A 15,641-nucleotide genomic window follows, 5' to 3' on the forward strand; every position below is an offset into this window, starting at 1 on the left:
CCCGACTAGGCATGTCGGGCGCATGGGGGCATCACGAATCCAGAAGGGTTGCGCCCGGCCAGCCGCCGTGGCGAACGAGCGCGCGCATCGCGTCCAGCAGCACCACCCGCGCGGCCAGGGCGGCCGGCGACAGTTCGTCGTCGCTGATGCAATAGATGTGGTTGCGGCGGAACAGGAAGGGATCGTCGATGGGGTGCATGTTCAGCACGCCGGACTCGACGCGCGCCACGGCGGCGCCCGGCTGGATCGTGGCGATGGGATGAGCCTGCACCAGGTCCATCAGCGTCGTCAGGCCGTCGACCTCGACGCCGATCCAGGGTTCGATGCCGGCGCGCTCGAAGGCCGCCTCCACCCAGGCGCGCAGGCCGTGCGCCTTGCTGGTGACGGCAAGCGGCAACCCGGCCAGCAATTCCATGCGGGCAGGCTCGCCGTCGGGCAGCGCGAGCATGCCGCGCGGCGCCAGCAGGAACAGCTTTTCGTCCAGCACGGGGACCACGCTGCGGCCCTGCGCGCTGTCGTTCTGGAACAGTACGGCCAGGTCCAGGCGCCGGGCATTGAGCAGTTCGCCCAGGTTGCCGGACAGGCCTTCGACCAGATGCAGGCGCACGTTGGGGTAGCGTTCGGTCATGGCGGCATAGAACGGGCGCGCCAGCAGCGACGCCGTAGTGGGTGCAAAGCCGATGCTCACCGTGCCGGCCAGGCGCGCCTCGCGCGCGGCCGCCACCGCGTGCTCGGCGTGGCGCAGGGTCAGCTGGGCCTGGCGCAGGAAGGCCGTGCCCGCCGGCGTCAGCGCCACGCCGGTGGGGCTGCGCGTAAGCAGCCGGGTCGCCAGTTCGCTTTCCAGGCGGCTGATTTGCTGGCTGAGGGCCGAGGCCACCACCCCCAGGTCGCGCGCGGCGCGGCCGATGCTGCCCAGTTCGGCGACGCGGACAAAGTAGCGGAGTTGGCGCAGTTCCATGAGGGCGGGAGAGGCGGTGGAAAAGGGGGAAGGATGGCTGAATTATGCGGGCGGCGGCACACTTTTTCGTTCAAAAAAATGTCAGCTATCTGAATTCCGCCTGAATATCAAACGAAAATTGTTTACACTCGCATCCACAAAATTTCAAGCCGGAACGGTCCGCCGCGGGGGCGGGGCCGTCCGATTTACGGGAGAAAGACGATGCGCAAGTTGCTATTGGGTGCGGTGCTGGCCGCCGCGGTATTCGGCGGAACGGCGCATGCCGCGGCGGAGCCCAAGGCCGTGGTCGCCACCTATTCCGACCTGGCGCTGGCAGGCTACGAGGATTCGCTGGCGGCCGCCAAGAAGCTGCGCGAAGCCATCAACGCCCTGGTCGCCAAGCCCAGCGCGGAAACGCTGAAGGCCGCGCGCGAAGCGTGGATCGTGGCGCGCGTGCCCTATCAGCAGACCGAGGCCTACCGCTTCGGCAATCCCATCGTCGACGACTGGGAAGGCCGCGTGAACGCGTGGCCGCTGGACGAGGGCCTGATCGACTATGTCGACGCGTCCTACGGCACCGAGAACGACGAGAACGCCTACTACGCCGTCAACGTCATCGCCAATTCCAAGATTTCGGTGGGCGGCAAGACAGTCGACGTCACCAAGATCACGCCGGAACTGCTGTCCGAAGTGCTGCACGAGGCCGACGGCAATGAAGCCAACGTCGCCACGGGCTACCACGCGATCGAATTCCTGCTGTGGGGCCAGGACCTGAACGGCACGGGCGCCGCGCCGGCGGACCGCAAGGGCACGCCGCAGGAACGGCACTCGGGCAATCGTCCGCACACCGACTTCGATCCGAAGCAGTGCACCGGGGGCCACTGCGAGCGCCGCATCGAGTTCCTGAAGGCCGTGACCGATTTGCTGGTAACTGATCTGGAAGAAATGGTGGGCAACTGGAAGAAGGACGGCGCCGCGCGCAAGGCGGTCGAGGAAGACCCCAAGGCGGGCCTGATCGCCATGCTGACCGGGCTGGGCAGCCTGTCGTACGGTGAACTGGCGGGCGAACGCATGAAGCTCGGCCTGATGCTGCACGATCCCGAGGAAGAGCACGACTGCTTCTCGGACAACACGCACAACTCGCACTATTACGACCAGATCGGCATCCGCAACGTGTACCTGGGCTCGTACACCCGCATCGACGGCAAGACGGTTTCGGGCGCAAGCCTGTCCGAACTGGTCAAGGCCAAGGACGCGAAGCTGGACGCCGAAGTGCGCGCCAAGCTGGACGCCACGGTCGCCGCCATGCAGGCCATGAAGACGCGCGCCGAGACGGTCGAAACCTACGACCAGATGATTGCGGACGGCAACAAGGAAGGCAACGCCGTGGTGCAGGCGGCCATCGACAGCCTGGTTGCCCAGACCCGCAGCCTGGAGCGTGTGATTGCGCTGCTGGAACTTGGCAAGGTCGCCATCGAAGGTTCCGACAGCCTGGATAAACCCGACGCCGTATTCAAGTGAAACTCGTATTAGCCGCCGTACTGGCGGCGTCGGCCCACGCCGGCGCCGCCGCAGCGCCCGCCGCTCCTGGCGGGCGTGACGATCTTACGCCCGAAGATCAGCAGCGCGTCACCGCCATCACGGCCCCGACGCGGGATTTCTCCAAGGTGGAAACCTTTGAGCCCATGCAGGCCGGGGCCGCCACCACCAACAAGCTCCTCAACGCCGACATCTTTTCGCAGCCGTCGGCCAACATGAGCTTCGAAGGGCGCCAGGAATTCCAGGTCGGCAACGGCCTGTTCCGCAAGGACTGGGTGTCGGCGCCTTCGTCGACGCAGGCGTCCGACGGCCTGGGGCCGCTGTTCAATGCGCGTTCCTGTCAGGCCTGTCACACCAAGGACGGACGCGGCACGGTGCCCGGCTTCGATCCGCTGGAGCGCACGGACGCCGTGGCGCTGCTGCTGCGCCTGGCCGTGCCGGAAGGCGCGGACCGGGGCCATCCCAGGCTCGCCGCCGGGGAGATCGCCGCGCTGCCCGAACCCGTGTATGGCGTGCAGTTGCAGAACTTCGCGGTGGCCGGCATGCCCGTCGAAGGGCGCATGGAGATCGAATACGAACCGGTGCCGGTAGCCCTGCGCGGCGGCGAGACCGCGACGCTGATGAAGCCCACCTACCGCATCGAGGACCTGGGCTACGGACCCATGCGCGCGGACACGCAGATCTCGCCGCGGCTGGCGCCGCCCATGATCGGACTGGGGCTGCTGGAATCCATCCACGAGGCCGACATCCTGGCCAACGTGGGCGCGGACAAGCGCGACGGCATCGTGGGCAAGGCCAACTGGGTCACCGATGCGCGCACGGGCGCGCGCGTGCTGGGCCGCTTCAACCTGAAGGCGGGGCAGCCCACGGTCGAACAGCAGAGCGCCGCGGCGTTTTCCAACGACATGGGGCTGTCCACGCCCATGTTCCCCAGGCATTCCGGCGAGTGCACACCCAAGCAGGCGCAGTGCCTGGACATGCCGCACGGCGCGCAGCCGCGCTTCGGTCCGGAGGAAGTGCCGGCCAAGCTGATGGACTTCGTCACCATCTATTCAACCAACCTGGCCGTGCCCGCGCGGCGCGACGCGGACGACGCGCGCGTGCTGGCCGGCAAGAAGCTGTTCTACGAGGCCAATTGCGTGGCCTGCCACGTGCCCAAGTACGTGACGAGCCGCAATGCCAAACAGCCGGAGCACCGCTTCCAGCTCATCTGGCCCTACACCGACATGCTGGTGCACGACATGGGCGACGACCTGGCCGATGGCGTGTCCGACGGACTGGCCAACGGCCGCGAATGGCGTACGCCGCCGCTGTGGGGCATCGGCCTGACCAAGACCGTGAACCCCAACGCGACCTGGCTGCACGACGGGCGCGCCCGCACGCTGCTGGAAGCCGTGCTGTGGCACGGCGGCGCGGCCAAGCCGGCGCGCGATCGCGTCGTGGACATGACGCCTGAAGAACGCGCGGACCTGATCCGCTTCCTGGAGTCCCTGTGATGGCCCGACCTGTCAAACACGTATTCAGGCAGGCCGTGGTCGCGGCGCTGATGCTGGCGGCTCCGCTGGCCGGGCGGGCCGGGCTGCCCGCCGACCTGGGCGAACGCCTGGCGCGCGACTACGCCCGCCCGGCGGTGGCGAAGATGACGGATGCGGCGGCGGCGCTGGAAGGCGCGCTGGGCGGCTGGTGCGCCAAGCCGGATGCCGCGGGCGCGGCGCGCGTCGGCGATGCCTTCGCGACGCTGGCGCAGGCCTGGTCCGGCGTGGAGATCCTGCGCTTCGGGCCGCTGGTGCAGGCCAACCGCTTCGAACGCCTGGCGTTCTGGCCCGACACCCGCGGCGTGATGCCCAGGCAGGTGCAGGCGCTGATCGCCGCCAAGGACGACGCGCTGATGCAGCCCGGCGCCCTGGCCGGCCGCAGCGTGGCGGTGCAGGGGCTGCCCGCCCTGGAATATGTGCTGTACGGCGAGCCGGACCTGCTCAAGCAGAGCGGGGCGCCCGGGTTCGCGTACGCCTGCGGCTACGCGCTTGCGGTGTCCGCCAACGTCGCGTCGATCTCGCGCGATGTGGGCAAGGCCTGGAGCGCCCAGGGCGAATTCGGCAGGCAGTTCGCCAAGCCGCAGCCGGGCAATGACCTGTACCGCGACCAGCAGGAAGTGGCGGCCGAGGCCATGAAGGCCCTGTCCACCGGCCTGCAGTTCGCGCGCGACGTGAAGATCCTGCCGGTGCTGGGCGATTCGCCCGAGGCCGCGCGGCCCAAGCGCGCGGCCTTCTGGCGCAGCGATCTGTCCACGCGCCTCTTGGCGGCCAATCTGGATGGGCTGAAGGCGTTCTATGAGGCGGGCGGCTATTCCCTGCCCGCCGGCGGTGAATGGATGGATGCCTCCGTGCGCGGCGAACTGTCCAGCGCCGCGACGACGCTGCGGGCCGTGCCGGCGCCGCTGGACCAGGCGCTGGCCGGCGAGGAAGGGCGCCGTCTCTTGCTGCTGGCGTCGTTGACCATCAAGAACGCCAAGGCCATCGTCGACCAGGACCTGGCGCCCGCCTTGGGCGTCACCATCGGCTTCAATGCGCTCGATGGCGATTGACCGGCGCCGCTTCCTGTCGCTGGCGGCCGCGCTGGGGCTGTCGCCCCGCGCTGCCCTGGCCGCGGCACCCGCCGAAAACGAACTGCTGTACCTGAGCGCGCGCAAGCGCGGCGGGCGCGACGAAGCCGTGCTGGTGGACGGCGCAGGCCGCGACCGGCTGGCGATTCCCATGCCGGCGCGCGGCCACAGCTTCGCGATCGACGCCGCCGGCCAGCGCGCGGTGGTGTTCGGCCGCCAGCCCGGGTTCTTCGCGCTGGGGTTTTCGCTGCGCGGCGGCGAACCCGTGGCGCTGCCCCTTCCTGAAGACAGGCATTTCTTCGGCCATGGCGCCTACGTTCAGGGCGGCCGTTTGCTGGCCGCCACCGAAAACGACTTCGAGGCGGGACGCGGCGTGCTGGGCCTGTATGACGCAACGCCCGGCGGAAACTACCGGCGCGTCGGCGAGTTCGACTGCGGCGGCATCGGCCCGCACGAGGTCGTGCTGATGCCCGACGGCAAGACGCTGTGCGTGGCCAACGGCGGCATCCTGACCCATCCCGACTACGGCAAGCTCGAACTCAACCTGGACACGATGCGGCCGTCGCTGGCCTACATCGACGCGGCCAGCGGCCAACTGCTGGAAAAGGCGGAGCTGGACCCCGCGCTGCATCGGCTGTCGATCCGGCATCTGGCGCTGGCGTCCGATGGCGCCGTCTGGTTCGGCTGCCAGTACATGGGCCCGGCGGCGGACCGCCCCGCGCTGGTGGGCAGGCACCGGCGCGGCGCCGCGCTGGAATTGTTCGAAGGGCCGCCCGAGACGCTGCGCAACATGCGCAATTACGTCGGCTCGGTGGCAGTGGACGCGTCGGGCGCCATCGTCGCCACGTCCAGCCCCGTGGGCGGGCAGGTGATCTACTGGGACGCCGCCAGCGGCAAATGCCTGGGCACCACTTCGCTGCCCGATGGCTGCGGCGTCGCGCCCGCCGCGCAAGAGGGCTTTTTGGTAAGCAGCGGTCTCGGGGCCATGCTGCGCAGGGATGCCGAAGGCCGCGAACAGCCGGTGCTGCCGCCGTCGCGCGAGATCTCCTGGGACAACCACTTCCGCATCGTGCCGGCATGAGCGCCGGGCGTTCGGCCCGGCTGCCGCGTTCGATTTCCCCTTGGCCTGATGGGCGCGCAAGCCCTATGCTGCACGAGTGCCGGCTGCCGGATCCTTACAAAGCCTGACATTCCGGCCGCGTGGCGCACCGCTTCGCGCAAGCCGCTTCTGATACAGTCTTCGGTCGATTTTTTTCGCAGGAGGTTCCATGGATGAGGCCGTAAAAGAGTTCTATGTCTGGGCGCCCAGGCTGATGGATATGGGCATCAATCTGCTCGTCGCGTTGCTGATCCTTGGCATCGGCTGGTGGGTGTCGTCGTTGCTCCTCCGCGGGGGGCGGCCCACCCCCCCGCGACACGGTCGCCCAAGGTCGACCCCACCATCGTGCCGATGTTCTCCACCACCGTGATCTGGGCGGTGCGGATCTTCACGGTGATCGCCGTGCTGGCGCGTTTCGGGGTGCAGACGGCCAGCCTCATCGCGGTGCTCGGCGCCGCCGGCCTGGCGGTGGGCCTGGCCTTGCAGGGCACGCTGCAGAACATCGCCGCGGGCATCATGCTGCTGATGCTGCGTCCCATCCGCGCGGGCGAGTACGTCGCGCTGAGTTCCGGTTCGGAAGGCACGGTCGAAGAGGTCGGACTGTTTTTGACCCGCCTGATCCAGGGCGATGGCATTCACCTGACGCTGCCCAACAGCACCGTGTGGAACGCCACCATCATCAACTACAGCCGCAACAAAACCCGCCGCCTGGATATTCCGGTGCCGGTGCGCTACGGCGATGACCTGCAGGCGGTGGTGGCCAAGCTGCAGCAGATCGTGGATGCGCGGCCCGACGCGCTGAAGGACCCGGCGCCGCAGGTGAAGGTGTTCGACTACAAGGAAAACGGCGTCACCGTGAACGTGCGCGTGTGGGCCGAAGTCGGCAAGTACTGGGAACTGCGCTGGGGCCTGTACCAGCAGATCCGCAGCTCGCTGGAAGAAGCGGGCTTCCAGCCGCCGATTCCGCTGCGCGAGATCCAGAATCCCAAGACCGGCGCGGCCGCGACCTGATCGGGTTGCCGCAAAGCAAAGGGTGCCCCCGTGGGCACCCTTTTTTTATCGGGCCGCGTTGCGGCCGATCAGGTCGGGACCGCCAGCCTGGCCAGCTCGGCCTTGATCCAGCCCGCGATCTCGCGCTGGCGCTGCGCCGGCATGCGGTCGATGATGGCGGTGACGCTGACGGCCAGCAGCGGCGCGCCTTGCGGATCCAGCAGCGCGCAGCCCACGCCCAGCGCGCCGCGCACGGCATGGTTGCCGACGACCGAATAGCCGCGGGCGCGGGTGTTCTCGATCAGCCGGTACATCTCCTGGGGCGTCATGCCGCCGTATTCATCCAGCCTGCCGGAATTGCGCTCGACGATGCCGCGCGCCACGTCGTCCGGCAGCGCAGCCAGCAGGGCCATGCCGCCGGACCCCACGCCCAGCGGCTGCCGCTTGCCCGCGTAGGTCGCCAGGATCTGCACGGGATAGCTGCCGATCTCGCGGTGCAGGCTGATCGAATCGTCCTCTTCCCGGACCACCAGGAACACGGCATCGCCGGTGCGGTCGGCCAGGCGGCGCAGCACGGGCAGCAACTGGCGCACGCGCGGATCGCGCGAGCGCGTGTCGGGGTCGACCGCCAGTTGGGCGCGGTATTTCTTGGTGCCCGACACCGGCAGCACCAGCCCGGCGTCCAGCAGGGCGGCCAGCAGGCGATAAATGGTGGGGCGCTGTATGCCCGTGAGGCGGGCAATGTCAGTCACGCTCAGGCCGTCGGGTCCTTGGTCCCGCAGGGCGGCCAGGACGGCCAGACCGCGCCGCAAAGTGCGTGGGCCTGCGGCCGCGGCATCGCTGTCTTGCATGCAAATCTCTGAAAACTAAGGGTTATCAAGGAACGGACAAGGGAAAACCATTGTCCGTAGGGTGGACTCTACCTTGATGTAATCCATGTGTATAGCGCAGAATGCGACCATCCAATAATTCGAATCGTCCATCTAATGGACAGTACCTGCACGGAGACACTATGACTACAGGTCAAAAGCCTGGCCTGCGGCGTCTGGCCGCCACCCTTCTGGCCACCGCCGCAAGCGCATTCGCAATGGGTTCCGCCCACGCCGCCTATCCCGACAAGCCTGTCCGCATCGTGGTCGGTTTTTCCGCCGGCGGCACCACCGACGTGATCGCCCGCATCATGGCCAAGGAGCTCACCGAGAGCCTGGGCCAATCGTTCGTGGTTGAAAACAAGCCGGGCGCCGGCAGCAACATCGCCACCGACCAGGTCCAGCGCGCCACGCCGGACGGCTACACGCTGCTGTTCGTGGCCGTCACCAGCGCCATCAACCAGACGCTCTACAAGAACGTCTCGTTCGATCTCACCAAGGATTTCGCGCCGGTCGCCCTGGGCGCCAAGGTGCCGAATATCCTGGTCGTGAATCCCCAGGTGCCGGTCAAGTCGGTGAAGGAACTGGTCGAATACGCCAAGAAGAATCCCGGCAAGCTGGCTTTCGCCTCGTCGGGCAGCGGCACGTCCATCCACATGGCCGGCGAATTGTTCAAGATGAAGGCGGGCATTGATGTCCTGCACGTGCCCTACAAGGGCAGCGCGCCGGCCATGACCGACCTGATCGGCGGCCAGGTGCAGTTCATGTTCGACAACATGCCGTCGGCATGGCCGCACGCCCAGTCGGGCAAGCTGCGCGCCCTGGCCGTGACGACCAAGGACCGCTCCAAGAGCGCGCCGGACCTGCCCACGATGCAGGAATCGGGCTTTACCGATTTCGACGTGTCGTCGTGGTTCGGCCTGCTGGCCCCGGCCGGCACGCCGCCGGAAGTCATCAACACGCTCAATGCCGCCATGCAGAAGGCGCTGGACAAGCCCTCCGTGCAGGAAAGCTTTGAGAAGCTGGGCGCGGTGGGCGTGAAGACCACGCCGGCCGAATTCGGCCAGTTCATCAAGTCGGAAGTGGAAGGCTGGGCCCCCGTGGTCAAGGCCTCGGGCGCCACGGTGGACTGATCGCGGCGGGCGGCCACGAGCCGCCCTCGTTGCGCTCCAAAAAAAGGGACGGGCATTGCCCGTCCCTTTGCTTTTGCATCCCGCCGACGCTCGGGCGCCGACCGCTATTTCTTCTTTGCCGTATTCAGCATCGCGGTGCAGACGCCGCGCATCATGTCGACCTCGTCGCGGGTGAGCGACAGCCGCGAAAACAGGTGCCGCATGCGCGGCATCAGCTTCTTGGGATGGGCGGGATCCAGGAACTGGACGCCGATCAGCGCTTCTTCCCAGTGCGCCAGGAATGCCTGGACCGCCTCGCTGGAGGCCGGCGCGGCGCCCCGGGCGGGCTCCTGGGCGGTCGACTGGGGCAGGAGGGTGGCGCCCTGGTCCACCAGCAGCGCATATCTCAGCTCCCAGGCGGCCAATTGCAGCGCCTGGGCGACGTTCAGCGAGCTGTACTCGGGGTTGGCGGGGATGTGGCAGATGCGATGGCACAGCGCGATCTGGGCGTTCGTGAGCCCCGCGCGCTCGGTCCCCAGCACCACGGCGGCCACGCCCTCGGCGGTTTCGGCCAGATGGGCGCAGGCCAGATCGGCCGCCTGGCGGATGTCGCAGGGCGGGGGGCCCAGGTCGCGGACTCGGGCGGTCAGGGCGAAAGCCAGGGTGACCGGGGCCAGCGCTTCTTGCAGCGTCGGGTAGATGCGGGCGTTCTCCAGCACGTCCAGCGCGCCGCTGGCCAGGGCCACGGCTTCCGGCTGGGTGGTTACATCCGGGAACTTGGGCTCCACCAGCACCAGTTCCGAGAAGCCCATGGTCTTGATCGCACGGGCCGCGGAACCGACGTTTCCGGGGTGGCTGGGGTTCACCATTACGAAGCGAACACGTGAAAATGCTTGAGTCATTTAAAATGGCACGTTTGGCTTCGTGCCTTCCTGGTTTTTTGGGTCGATTTCCCCGTGGGGGCGACGGCGCGCCCGGGGGGCGGCAAGCGGCCTACCATCAAGCCAACTCATCGCATACGTACGGAATTTTATGCACCCGATGCTCAACATCGCCATCAAGGCGGCCCGGCGTGCCGGCACCATTATCAACCGTGCCAGCATGGATTTGGAACGACTCAGCGTGGCACGCAAGGGGCCGCGCGATTATGTCACGGAAGTCGATCGCGCCGCCGAGGAGTCCATCGTCGAGACGCTGCATGCCGCCTATCCGGACCATGCCGTGCTGGGCGAGGAATTCGGCCTGCAGGGCCCCGACCAGGCCGAATTCCAGTGGATCATCGATCCCCTGGACGGCACCACGAACTTCATCCACGGCCTGCCCAACTACGCCGTGTCGATCGCGCTGACGCAGCGCGGCCAGGTCACGCAGGCGGTCATCTATGACCCGTCGCGCAACGAACTGTTCACGGCCAGCCGCGGCAGCGGCACCTTCCTGAACGACCGCCGCGTGCGCGTGTCGGGCCGCACCCGCTACCACGACGCGCTGCTGGGCGCGCACTGGCCCAACGCCGGCGATCCCGAAACGGGCTCGCAGCGTTTCCGCCAGATGGCCGAAGGCGCCACCGGCGTGCGCCGCCTGGGTTCCACCGTGCTGGACCTGGCCTATGTGGCCACGGGCCGTCTCGACGGCTTCTGCGGCGTAGGCCTCAAGCCCTGGGATCTGGCTGCGGGCAGCCTGATGGTCCTGGAGGCCGGCGGCCTGGTCGCCGATTTCGACGGCGAGCAAGGCTGGATGGACAGCGGCAACGTGCTGGCCGCCAGCCCGAAGATCTTCACGCAGATGCTGTCGTCGCTGAACCCGCCGTCGGCGGCCTGAGGCGCGCAAGCATGAAAAAACCGGCCTGACGGCCGGTTTTTTTTGTTTCCGCCCGGGAAAAGGGCGGGCTTGGCAGGCGCGCTGTCCGTGCAGGCCCTTCAGACGCGGCCCGTCCGCGCGAGCAACTGGCCGTCCGGCAGCACCATCCAGGCATCGACCCCAAGGCGGCGCGCGGCCGCGGCGGTCTCTTCCAGCGGCATGTACGAGAACGCGGTGGACAGCGCGTCCGCCGCCGTCGCGGTGGACGCCATGACGGACACGCTGCGGTACAGCGGCCGCGCTCCGCCGTCGCGCGGATCGAACAGGTGCGAGTAGCGCCCCGCGGGGTCCAGCGGCGTGCCATAGCCGCCGGACGTGGCCAGCGCCTGGTTGCTGACCGGCACCTGCGCCAGGATCTGGTCGGGCTGCAGCGGATCGGCCAGCCCCACGCGCCAGCCCGGCCCGCCGGCCGCGGACTCCAGCCCGCGTATTTCGCCCATGTCGACCAGCGCACGCTCCAGGCCGGCGCGCTGGAACAGCTCGGTCACGCGGTCGGTGATGTAGCCCTGGGCGATGCCGTTGAGCGTCAGGGCCATGCCGGGACGCAAGCGGATGCGTTGCGTATCCACGTCGATCGCCTGGTACGACACGCGCGCCAGCGCGCTGGCGATGGCGGCGGGGGCGGGGCCTTCGGGCGCGGCGTCCGGCCGGGCGAAGTGTTCCGCGTAGACCCGCCACAGGGGCTGCACGGTGGGGTCGAACAGGCCGCCGGTCAGGTCGGCGTAGTGCCGGCTTTCGCTCAGCAGCCGGACCAGGTCCGCGGGCGGGTCCGCCAGTACGCCCTGGCGGTTCAGGACCGACAGCGCGCTGTCGTCGCGGTACAGGCTGAATATGCCCTCGAGCCGACGCAGTTCCGCCAGCGCCTGCTCGATGAGCTGCTCGGCGGCCCGCGGGTCGGGGTGGTACAGGCGCAGTTCCGCGTCCGCGCCCAGGGCGACGCCCTGCCAACATGTGGGCGCGATGGCGGCGCGCGCGCGGCGGGGAAGGCCGGCGGCGAGCGCCAGCGCGGAGGAGGCGGCGACGATGCCGATGAAGCGGCGGCGGGAGAATTGGCTCATGGCGATGGGGATGGATGAAAGACGGTGGGCGCGGCGGCGGGCCGCGCGCTATTGGGCAAAGACATAGTCCTCGGGCATTTCGGAGAAGCTCACCACGCGTCCGCCATGCGCCTGGGCAAACGCGAGCGCCCGGGCCTTGTCCGAAAACGGCATGGCGTCTTCGGCGCCCATGCCGCCGATGAATCCGCCTCCGATCACATAGAACGCCAGCCGCGCGTCCACCCAGGACCGCGGGTCGGCCGCGCCGTCGGGGCCGGCGGCGGACATGTCGTTGACGTAGATGGCGCTGAGGCCCTTGGGTTCTTCGGGCAGCAAGGTGTAGGCGAACACCTGCTTGATGGACGAGAACCAGACGGGCGCCGCGCGGCCCCGGACGAATATCTGGCCCTTGGGGCCGGCATGGTCCTGCAGGGCCATGCCGCAATAGTGGCCGATGGCTTCGGCGGTCACGGCCTGCGGCGCCGGGGGCGGCTCGGTGGCCTCGTCGCCGCCGCAGGCCGACAGCGCGGCGGCCAGGGCCAGCATGGCGGCCAGTCGTAGCGGGTTCATAGCTGTTTCCTCCGGAAGCAGATTGCCGCCAGCACGAAGGGCACGGCGATCCACAGCAATTGCGCGGCCAGCAGCAGCGGCACCGGCAGATGGGCCTGGTCGCTCACGCCCGCCATGCCCGAGTACATCGAAATGTTCTCGAAGCCGGTCAGGTTCAACAGCCGGTACACGTCGGACGGATTGGCGAGCAGCAACGCATTGAGCAGGCCCGGCGTCACATGCCGCCCCTGGTCGGCGGCCAGCACACCCAGGAGGCCCATGTCGTAGATGACGACGAAGAACAGCCACACGCCCAGCGCAATGCCCGCGGCGGTGGCGCGCTCGCGCACCAGGGTGCTGACCAGGTAGCCCATCGCCAGGAAGCTCGCGCCCAGCAGCACGCTGGCGCCGATCAGCATGGCGAAGGGCCGCCAGGCGTCGGCGTCCATGCCGCCGTACACCCATTGCAGCGCCAGTCCCGCCGACCCGTAGCCGGCGCCGGTGGCGATGGCCAGGATGGCCAGATGCCCGATGAATTTGCCCATGATCACCTGCCACCGCGACACGGGGTAGCTGAGGAGCAGGGCCATGGTGCCGCGGTCGACCTCGCCGACGATGGCGTCATAGGCCAGCAGCATGGCGATGAGCGGCACCAGGAAGATGGACAGGCTGGACAGGCTGACGACCGTCACGGTCAGCGGATCGACCTTCACCGCGCCGGTGGGGGCGCTGCCCAGAAGGCCAAGCGCCAGGGCCAGGGCGGCGAGCAGCACGGATGTCGCCAGGACCCAGCGGTTGCGCAGGCCGTCGCGGATTTCCTTGCCGATGATTGTGCTGACTGCGTTCATGCGTCTTCCCGTTCAAGCAGGTGGGCGTAGATGTCGTCCAGGCCCGGCACCTGGATGTCCAGGTCGCTGATGGGCGAGGCGATGGCGCCGATGCTGCGGATGGCGTCCACCTTGTCCGCCTCGTGGCACAGCAGTTCGTAGCGGCCGGGCTCGACCGGGCGCCACGCGGGGGAGGGCGGGGCGTACGAGCCGGCCTGCCCGAGTGTCACGCTGATGCGGATGGGCAGTCCGGTGTCGCGCCTCAGGGCGGACATGGCGCCGTCGGCGATTTTCACGCCCGCCTTCATGACCACGATGCGGTCGGCGTGGCCGGCCAGTTCCGACAGCGCATGCGTGCTGAGCAGGATGGTCGCCCCGCTGGCGCGCAGTTCGTGCACGATCTCGTAGAATTTCAGGCGCGACGCGGGGTCCAGCCCGGTGGTGGGCTCGTCGAACAGCAGGATCCGGGGCTGTCCCAGCAGCGCCTGCGCCAGCGCCAGCCGCTGGCGCATGCCCTTCGAGTACCCGCCGACCCGGCGATGGGCGGCGCCCGAAATGCCCACCTTTTCAAGCAGTTCCGGATTGCGCGACAGCGGCTGGCGCTTCAGTCGCGCATAGAAGGCCAGCGTCTCCGCGCCCGTCATGGCGGGATGCAGCGCCACCGTTTCCGGCAGGTAGCCGATATGCGCGCGCAGGCGCGCGGCGGCCGGACTGTGGGCGTCGTGGCCGAACAGCATGACGCGGCCGTGCGTCGGGCGGATGAGGCCCAGGATCAGCTTGATCAGCGTGCTCTTGCCGGCGCCGTTGTGCCCGGCCAGCGCCACGCACTCGCCTTCGCGCAGGTCCAGGTCCAGGACGCTGACGGCCCGGTGTGTTCCATAGTGTTTGCTGACGCCCGAAAGCGTCACCAGGGCATTGCTCATGGGGTTTCCTTGGCGTTCTGCGCGGCGCGTTGCGCGGCGGGTTTCATCAGCGGCGCGCTGTCGATGACGCCTCCGGGAAGGATCGCGGGGAACTGCGACTGGGCCCAGCGCACCACCGAGATGGCCGGACTGTTGAGCAGGATGCGCGCGGCCGGGGCGCGCCACAGCAACTGGTCAACCACGTCGTTCGGCCGGTACGCGGTATCGGCGATGCCGTCGCCGTCCAGGTCGAACGCGGTGTTGTCGCTCCAGTAGTTGCCGCGCCCGCCGTCCGACCATTCCAGCACGCGGGTGCCCACGTACTTGACCTGGTTGCGGTTGTTGATGAAGGCGTTGCCCGTGATCTGGTTGCCTTCCGAACCCGCGGTGAAATGGATGCCGATGCCGCAGTTCGAGAAATGGTTGTCCGCGAAGCGGTTCTTGTTGGCGTTGTAGATGAACACGCACTTGTCGGCGCCATCCACCGTATTGCCGGAGATGTCCGAGTTGTTGGCGTAGTTCATCATCAGGCCCTGTTCCACGTTATTCGCCGCCACGTTGTCCGTGACGATCAGGCGGTGCGAATACATGATGGCAAAGCCGATGTCGTTGCCGGTGGAGAGGTTGCCGCTGATCACGCTGTCGTTGGTGTACATGTAGTGCACGCCGTAGCGCAGCTCGTGGAAGCGGTTGCCGACGAACCGGTTTTTCTTGCTGGTGTTGACGAAAATGCCGTCGCGGCCGGCGGAGATGTCGTTGTCCACGACCGCGCTGCCGGGCGTGTTCCAGAGCGATACGCCATTGCCGCGTTCGGCCACGCGCAGCTCGCGGTTGCCCACGATGCGGTTGCCGCGCACCATCGCGTCGTCCGGGCCCCAGACATAGACGCCGAACAGGTTGTCCAGGATGTCGTTGCGCTCGACCACCGCGCGGTGCGCGGTCCGGTCCAGGAACACGCCCGCGTCCATGTCCGGCAGGTCCAGCCCCGAGCGCGTGATGGTCAGGTTTCGCACCGTGACGTCGGCGGCCTTGATCCACAGCGTGCGGCCGTGGCGCGTGCCGGCGATGACGGCGGAACGGTCTTGCGGCCCTTCCAGCGTCAACGGCTTGTCGCTGACGAGGGCGCCCGCGTAGGATCCCGGCGCCAGCCGCAGCGTGTCGCCGGGCTGCGCCGCGGCGACCGCCCGGGCCAGGTCCGCACCCGCGGCCAGGTCCACGGTCGCGGCCGTGGCCGCGCCGTGCAGGACCGGGCCCAGGCAGGCCAGCGCAAGGCCGGCCGCGGCCCGCACCGCGTGTCGCAAGGTTGCGATGAAGACCATGA

The 15,641-nt window shown here is 68.4% G+C and carries 14 protein-coding genes and 1 pseudogene; 7 read left to right on the forward strand and 8 right to left on the reverse strand.

The annotated features are described in order from the left end of the window. Positions 1-31: 31 nt before the first annotated feature. Positions 32-958 carry a LysR family transcriptional regulator gene (locus ABE485_RS06495; RefSeq protein ID WP_346514308.1) on the reverse strand — a complete coding sequence of 309 codons (927 nt, stop codon included), beginning with the start codon at positions 956-958 and terminating at the stop codon, positions 32-34. Positions 959-1,159: 201 nt separating this feature from the next. Between ABE485_RS06495 and ABE485_RS06500 the strand changes: the two genes are divergently transcribed. The 5 genes and pseudogenes from ABE485_RS06500 to ABE485_RS06520 all read left to right on the forward strand — a co-directional run bounded on the left by ABE485_RS06500 (position 1,160) and on the right by ABE485_RS06520 (position 7,188). Continuing rightward, positions 1,160-2,458, forward strand: coding sequence for an imelysin family protein (locus ABE485_RS06500; RefSeq protein ID WP_346514310.1), 1,299 nt, complete (start codon positions 1,160-1,162; stop codon positions 2,456-2,458). Further along, positions 2,455-3,972 carry a di-heme oxidoredictase family protein gene (locus ABE485_RS06505; RefSeq protein ID WP_346514312.1) on the forward strand — a complete coding sequence of 506 codons (1,518 nt, stop codon included), beginning with the start codon at positions 2,455-2,457 and terminating at the stop codon, positions 3,970-3,972. Before ABE485_RS06500 ends, ABE485_RS06505 begins: the two co-directional genes overlap by 4 nt. Continuing rightward, on the forward strand, positions 3,972-5,060 hold the full coding sequence (locus ABE485_RS06510; RefSeq protein ID WP_346514314.1) for an imelysin family protein: 1,089 nt from the start codon (positions 3,972-3,974) through the stop codon (positions 5,058-5,060). Before ABE485_RS06505 ends, ABE485_RS06510 begins: the two co-directional genes overlap by 1 nt. Continuing rightward, complete coding sequence (locus ABE485_RS06515) at positions 5,050-6,159, forward strand: DUF1513 domain-containing protein (RefSeq protein WP_346514316.1); 1,110 nt, start codon at positions 5,050-5,052, stop codon at positions 6,157-6,159. The genes ABE485_RS06510 and ABE485_RS06515 overlap by 11 nt, the downstream gene beginning before the upstream one ends. Positions 6,160-6,346: 187 nt before the next feature. After that, a pseudogene (locus tag ABE485_RS06520) lies at positions 6,347-7,188 on the forward strand (mechanosensitive ion channel family protein). A 68-nt stretch (positions 7,189-7,256) separates the two neighbouring features. On the opposite strand, the gene ABE485_RS06525 reads toward ABE485_RS06520, so the two are convergent. Then, positions 7,257-8,018, reverse strand: coding sequence for an IclR family transcriptional regulator (locus ABE485_RS06525; RefSeq protein ID WP_346514318.1), 762 nt, complete (start codon positions 8,016-8,018; stop codon positions 7,257-7,259). 161 nt (positions 8,019-8,179) lie between these two features. On the opposite strand from ABE485_RS06525, the gene ABE485_RS06530 reads away from it, so the two are divergent. Next, positions 8,180-9,169 (forward strand): Bug family tripartite tricarboxylate transporter substrate binding protein, encoded by a 990-nt coding sequence (locus ABE485_RS06530; protein ID WP_346514320.1) that lies wholly within the window; start codon positions 8,180-8,182, stop codon positions 9,167-9,169. Positions 9,170-9,273: 104 nt separating this feature from the next. Here the strand turns inward: ABE485_RS06530 and ABE485_RS06535 are convergent, their stop codons facing one another. Continuing rightward, positions 9,274-10,050 carry an RNA methyltransferase gene (locus ABE485_RS06535; protein WP_346514322.1) on the reverse strand — a complete coding sequence of 259 codons (777 nt, stop codon included), beginning with the start codon at positions 10,048-10,050 and terminating at the stop codon, positions 9,274-9,276. Between the two features lie 130 nt (positions 10,051-10,180). Here ABE485_RS06535 and ABE485_RS06540 point away from each other — a divergent pair, with 130 nt between their 5' ends. Next, on the forward strand, positions 10,181-10,966 hold the full coding sequence (locus tag ABE485_RS06540; protein WP_346514324.1) for an inositol monophosphatase family protein: 786 nt from the start codon (positions 10,181-10,183) through the stop codon (positions 10,964-10,966). Between the two features lie 98 nt (positions 10,967-11,064). Here ABE485_RS06540 and ABE485_RS06545 read toward each other — a convergent pair whose 3' ends face one another. Genes ABE485_RS06545 through ABE485_RS06565 form a run of 5 tightly spaced genes read right to left on the reverse strand, consistent with a single transcriptional unit; the run spans position 11,065 to position 15,639 of the window. Beyond that, positions 11,065-12,063 carry an FAD:protein FMN transferase gene (locus ABE485_RS06545; protein ID WP_346514326.1) on the reverse strand — a complete coding sequence of 333 codons (999 nt, stop codon included), beginning with the start codon at positions 12,061-12,063 and terminating at the stop codon, positions 11,065-11,067. Between the two features lie 48 nt (positions 12,064-12,111). Next, positions 12,112-12,612 carry a nitrous oxide reductase accessory protein NosL gene (locus ABE485_RS06550; RefSeq protein ID WP_346514328.1) on the reverse strand — a complete coding sequence of 167 codons (501 nt, stop codon included), beginning with the start codon at positions 12,610-12,612 and terminating at the stop codon, positions 12,112-12,114. After that, entirely contained in the window at positions 12,609-13,439 is an 831-nt protein-coding gene (locus ABE485_RS06555; RefSeq protein ID WP_346514330.1) for an ABC transporter permease, read from the reverse strand. Before ABE485_RS06555 ends, ABE485_RS06550 begins: the two co-directional genes overlap by 4 nt. Next, a complete protein-coding gene (locus tag ABE485_RS06560; RefSeq protein WP_346514332.1) occupies positions 13,436-14,341 on the reverse strand; it encodes an ABC transporter ATP-binding protein in 906 nt (301 codons plus the stop codon). The genes ABE485_RS06555 and ABE485_RS06560 overlap by 4 nt, the downstream gene beginning before the upstream one ends. Then, a complete protein-coding gene (locus ABE485_RS06565) occupies positions 14,338-15,639 on the reverse strand; it encodes a nitrous oxide reductase family maturation protein NosD (protein WP_346514334.1) in 1,302 nt (433 codons plus the stop codon). The genes ABE485_RS06560 and ABE485_RS06565 overlap by 4 nt, the downstream gene beginning before the upstream one ends. Positions 15,640-15,641: the final 2 nt, after the last annotated feature.

It is taken from the genome of Achromobacter spanius (assembly GCF_039673305.1).
Taxonomy (GTDB): Bacteria; Pseudomonadota; Gammaproteobacteria; order Burkholderiales; family Burkholderiaceae_B; genus Achromobacter; species Achromobacter spanius_F.